The sequence below is a fragment of the uncultured Anaerovibrio sp. genome, from assembly GCF_947302755.1.
In the GTDB taxonomy this organism is placed as follows: Bacteria; Bacillota; Negativicutes; order Selenomonadales; family Selenomonadaceae; genus Anaerovibrio.
Map to the genome: position 1 here is coordinate 1 of NZ_CAMYWM010000168.1, position 4,417 is coordinate 4,417.

Genomic DNA, 4,417 nt, shown 5'->3' on the forward strand with positions numbered 1-4,417 from the left:
TTTGTATTTTGATATAATAAACGTAAAGAAGGTGCTACCGATAGACGGTCAGCCCCGTTGTTTAGTGGTTTTTGAAAGACCGCCAAAGTTGGAAGCTGCTGGCGGTTTTTCTATTGCTATGATTTAATTGCAACTATGCAGATTGCAACGAGAAATACAACTGTTAAAAAGTCATAAATCGTCATAGGCAATACCCCCTTTCAGGGGCTAGGATTGACCGCCTACCTCTATGGTAGCACCTCAATAATATTTTATGGATTAAATTATAACCTGTCAAACCGTTATCAATGATATTTGCAAATATAGACTATTATAAACAAATAGTAAAGCCGCCTCATTACGGGACGGCTTTTTATATGACTGGATTGTATCATTGAGTTTATGGCCCTGGTATTACAGGGCTCATCAGCCCGAATACATGACCATTTTTTACAGTACGCTATCCAACAGCTCTCGGCTCTTGGCCTTCCGGTTCTCCAGGACATGGGAATATGTTTTGGCGGTGGTGTTCAGGCTGCTGTGGCCCAGCCGTTTGGATACCAGCTCCAAATCTTCCCCGGCTTCCAGCAGCATGGTGGCGTGGGTGTGGCGCATGGAGTGGAAGGAAAGGCCGTCGCCGAATTTCTTACAGTATTCGTTAAAGTGACGGATGCCGTCGGGCCCCATCATTTTGCCGTTTTTCCCATGAACCACAAGATTATCCTTTGGTCCGCTACCGGCCAGCTTCTGCACGGCCTGACGCCTTTTTTCTCTTTTGAGTATCTCCAGGAGCTTGTGACCAAAAGGAACTATCCTGAAGCTGTGGGAGGATTTAGGCACGTCTTGTATTTTCAGTTTTTTATCTTCTACGATGACGGTTTTGTTTATGCTGATTTCCATAGCCTCAAAATCCACATCCTGCCAGGTAATGGCGCAGCATTCCCCGAACCTTGCCCCGGTATGATAGGAAATAGCCAGGGGAAGGAAATACTGGTGGCCCCGGGGGAAGGCAGCAAAGATTTCCGCCACCTGGTCCGGCGTGAAGCTGTGTACCACCTTGGGCGGCTCCGTATATTTTGGTATATGGAGGTTTTGGGCCGGGTTTTTATCAATATATTCACAAAAATCCGATGCATATGTAAACATGATCTTGATGACGGCATGGATGGAGGACACCGTTGAACGTGAAAGTCCTGCTTCCTTTTTATCGTTTAGGATATTTTGCAGGGTTCTGGCCCTTATATCCCTGAGCTTTAGGCTGCCGATGACCGGGGCTATGTGATGCGTATAAATTGACCGGTATGATTTGATGGTGTTGGCATGGACATTTTTGGCATGATCCGCTAAAAATTCTCCGGCAAAATCATCCACCGTCATTTTAGTAGGCTCCAGGAAGGCCCCGCCGTTTACATCCAGGGAAACCAACGCCCGGGCATAGGCTGCCTCAGCTTCTGCCTTGGTTCTGCCCCCGGCCATTTCCTTACGCTTGCGGTTGTTACCATCTCCAATCTCAATAGTAAAGTACCATTTATTCCCTCTTTTTCTAAAATAAGCCATAAAAATACACCCTTTCTTAACAACGACATACAATCGTATGCTTTATAAAATAGCAGAATGGGTGTATAATTGAATTGCGTTAGGTGTGTATTCAACTATACACCCTTATCTTTGGCCGTTCCTGTTGGCGCAGGGGCGGCTTTTCTTATTGTTTCAAAATTTTTTTAGATGCCAGGGAAATGGTATATCCTTGCGTGGCTGCCCTTTGGGGCGGCTCTTTTTTTTATGCGTTTTTTTCTTCTGTAGCTTCTGAGGCTGATAGCCCTTTTTCAACTGCTATCAGTTCTTCTTTGTAGGCGGCCAGTTCTTTGTCTATTTTGGCAAGGTCAACCTTTTGGTCGGTGGAGGTAATAGCCTCAGCCAGCTGCACAATATGATGAAGTATTTGCTGGCGTTCTTCGCTGGAAAGGTTCAGCAGGTACCGGGCGGCCCGTTGCTCCGCTTCGCTCAGGTCATACTGCTTGGCAAAGGCGGAAAATAAGGTGGTCTCTGTCTCCTCATACATTTCGCCCTCACCAGTACGTAGCCAGCTTTCTGAGAGGCTGAAAGCGTTACATATATCAGAGATTACGCGGTCAGTAACTGCAATGCGATTTTTCTCAATACTAGCAACATTGGCGCGTCCTATATTAATTCTTTTGGAAAATTCTTCCTGTGTTAGTCCCTGTATCTCTTTACGAAAATATCTAATACGTTCGCCTATAGTCATTTGCATTCACCACCTTTTACCTGAAAAAATTATAACTTTTTTTAGAATGTAAGTCAATCACAAAAACAATAAAAAAATGCTAGACAATTACATAATCACTCATTATAATGTGATTAGAACACAAGAAATACAATAACAGTGTTAATAACACACAAAGCCGCTATAATGCCCCTAACGGGGCACTATAGCACACTCCTATAGGAGTGTATTTAAAAACTTTCTTAAGGGAGGTGAAAAGGTGAAAGATAGTTATAACTTCCAGGCAATAGCAAAGAAAATTGTAGCTGTGCTGGAACAGGAAAAGGTGCCAATCATTTTAATTCCTAAGGTATTTGAAGCAGTGAACGACGATATTTTTGAGCACACGATTCCTTATAAACCTAATTGTTTAGAAATAAAAGACTTGCCAACTTCAGCCACCAAATCCAACGCAATAGGGCCTAAAGGCTGAATTTGGGTCTTTACCTTTTGCCAAACAGAGTCATTGCGGATGCTGTTAAGGTAATCACGGCCTGTCGGTGTAATGTCAATAACATAACGCCAGTGTTCGCCCTCAATCAGTTGGCTATCAAGAAGATATTTAATATGATATTCAACCTGATCGGGATGATACGAAGGGCATGAATTAACATAATGCCCATACACAAAAGCCTTATGGCCGTCAGATTCTTCTTCAATAATTAGAAGCAAGTCCCGCAATAATTCATAATTCAATTTCATATTATCCACCCCTTTATGAGAGATTATATCACACTGGGGCGGCTGGAAAGGAGGGTACTACATGAACACACGCGAACGCGTAGAGCTAAAGCGTAAGGCTCTGCGCTGGGATTTAACGGTGAAGTGGATTATCGTACCTATATTGTTCCTGGGGGTAATGCTCCTATGCGGCTGGGCAGATGCGCCACCGGGTAAATAAGTAATATGGCTGTGCAGATACAGAAAAGGGAGAAAGAACAGCTCATGAATAAACACGAACAAAACATATTAAAGCATATACATAACATATATAGCCATAATACCTATGACGTGTTTGCGGATTTCGTTCAGATGTCCGCCATGGCCATTAAATCTTCTATTGATTTGTGCACCGGCAAAATCCAGGCTGAAGAAGAATTCCAAAAGCTATTTAATAGGTACCAGCCAAAGGAACAGCAGATATTATCGGATATGTTTGGGGAGCTGGTTGATGCTCTGGAAGAACATTTTTTAAAAAATGAGATATGCGATACCTTGGGGGCCATATTTGGCGAGCTTAGTATCAACAACAAAAACACGGGCCAGTTCTTCACACCTGCATCAGTGGCAGAGCTTTGTGGTACCGCTACCTTCGACAGCAGAATTGCCAAAAAACAAATAGAAGAAAAAGGCTATATCTTAGTGAATGAGCCTTCATGTGGGGGCGGCGTCATGCTCATGGCCTTCATCCAGGCAATGATGAGAGCCGGTTTTAATCCACAGAAGCATCTGCTGGTTGTAGCACAAGACATAGACAGGAGGTGTGTATGCATGACTTACCTGCAGCTTAGTCTGTATGGAATCCCTGGAAAGGTCATCCACGGCAATACATTGACGCTGGAAGAATATGAAAAACCATGGGTAACACCCATATATGCAGTTGATTTATGGGCGCTAAAGGAAAGGAGGGCAAAAGAAGAGTGCTGTCAGAAAAAGAACGCCTGATTATAGACATTGTTAATGACATGGTTGATGCCATAAGTGAAGAGCAAATGGATAAGCTGAAACTGTGCCTCTATAAGAGGATAAGTCCATTGGAGGTAAAACCGGCAGAAGCTAACATCGTTGTTTATGACCATCCAAACCATAAGCTTATAACTATGTTTATAATGGCCAAAAAAATGATAAATTTGAGCCCAAATTCCATAAAATTTTATGAACTTGTCTTAACCAAAGCTGATAAAGATTTTCATCAAAAACCGTTTTTACAACTTACAACGCTGGAATTGCAGTGCTATCTGGCGGCTATTGCCGATAAAACAAGTCCTGTAAACTCCAACAATGTACGGCGAATATTATCGTCATTCTTTGGTTGGCTTCAGGATACTGAGTATATAACTAAGAACCCGATGAAAACGGTTCAACCGATGAAGCAACCCAAAAGGACAAGGCATCCGTTCACAGTAACAGAACTGGAGACTTTGCGAAACGCTG

At 43.0% G+C, this 4,417-nt stretch carries 6 protein-coding genes; 3 read left to right on the forward strand and 3 right to left on the reverse strand.

The annotated features are described in order from the left end of the window. Positions 1 to 429: 429 nt before the first annotated feature. The 3 genes from Q0Y54_RS11885 to Q0Y54_RS11895 all read right to left on the reverse strand — a co-directional run bounded on the left by Q0Y54_RS11885 (position 430) and on the right by Q0Y54_RS11895 (position 2,965). Positions 430 to 1,536, reverse strand: a complete 1,107-nt coding sequence (locus Q0Y54_RS11885; RefSeq protein WP_297968267.1) for a site-specific integrase — start codon at positions 1,534 to 1,536, stop codon at positions 430 to 432. Between the two features lie 223 nt (positions 1,537 to 1,759). After that, positions 1,760 to 2,245, reverse strand: a complete 486-nt coding sequence (locus tag Q0Y54_RS11890) for a helix-turn-helix domain-containing protein (protein WP_297968270.1) — start codon at positions 2,243 to 2,245, stop codon at positions 1,760 to 1,762. 372 nt (positions 2,246 to 2,617) lie between these two features. Beyond that, complete coding sequence (locus Q0Y54_RS11895) at positions 2,618 to 2,965, reverse strand: DUF2513 domain-containing protein (protein ID WP_297968273.1); 348 nt, start codon at positions 2,963 to 2,965, stop codon at positions 2,618 to 2,620. A gap of 61 nt (positions 2,966 to 3,026) precedes the next feature. Here Q0Y54_RS11895 and Q0Y54_RS11900 point away from each other — a divergent pair, with 61 nt between their 5' ends. From Q0Y54_RS11900 to Q0Y54_RS11910, 3 genes are all read left to right on the forward strand, one after another. Then, positions 3,027 to 3,164 carry a hypothetical protein gene (locus tag Q0Y54_RS11900; RefSeq protein ID WP_297968276.1) on the forward strand — a complete coding sequence of 46 codons (138 nt, stop codon included), beginning with the start codon at positions 3,027 to 3,029 and terminating at the stop codon, positions 3,162 to 3,164. 11 nt (positions 3,165 to 3,175) lie between these two features. Further along, positions 3,176 to 3,928, forward strand: a complete 753-nt coding sequence (locus Q0Y54_RS11905; protein ID WP_297968279.1) for an N-6 DNA methylase — start codon at positions 3,176 to 3,178, stop codon at positions 3,926 to 3,928. Then, on the forward strand, positions 3,904 to 4,417 hold a 514-nt coding region (locus Q0Y54_RS11910; RefSeq protein WP_297968282.1), incomplete at its 3' end, for a phage integrase N-terminal SAM-like domain-containing protein. The genes Q0Y54_RS11905 and Q0Y54_RS11910, both read left to right, overlap by 25 nt.